We start from the raw sequence: 351 nt of genomic DNA, 5'->3' as shown, positions 1-351 counted from the left end.
ATGTTGCAGCACTTGAGAAAAAGTATGAAGCGAAATTTGCCATTTTAAAATCTGAACTGGTAGATAAATTATTTGCTATCATTGGAGGTAAAACAGCTCAGGGAGTGATGAACGACCTTGGTGAGGAGATCCTTCCAAAAGGTAAAAAGTATACTCAGAAAATGCTGAATGCAGTTGATGACTATGCTCACCTTACCCAGGGAACCTGGACAACCGACGAGCATACCAATAGTATGGTGGCCGACCTTCTTCACAATTACCGCATTAAGGAAAATGATATACAGGGTAACTTAAGAAGAGAAAAATTCACCATTTCTGTGGGAGATGAATTACCTGCTGGAATTATTAAAC

General features: G+C 39.3%; 1 protein-coding gene. It reads left to right on the top strand.

Translation table 11 applies throughout. From position 1 onward, the window contains the following. Window positions 1-351, top strand: a 351-nt coding sequence (locus HC175_RS21290; RefSeq protein ID WP_168139938.1) for a hypothetical protein, incomplete at both ends; no start/stop codon positions are given.

The sequence above is a fragment of the Salinimicrobium oceani genome (genome assembly GCF_012037645.1).
This window is presented reverse-complemented; position numbering and strand designations above follow the sequence as displayed.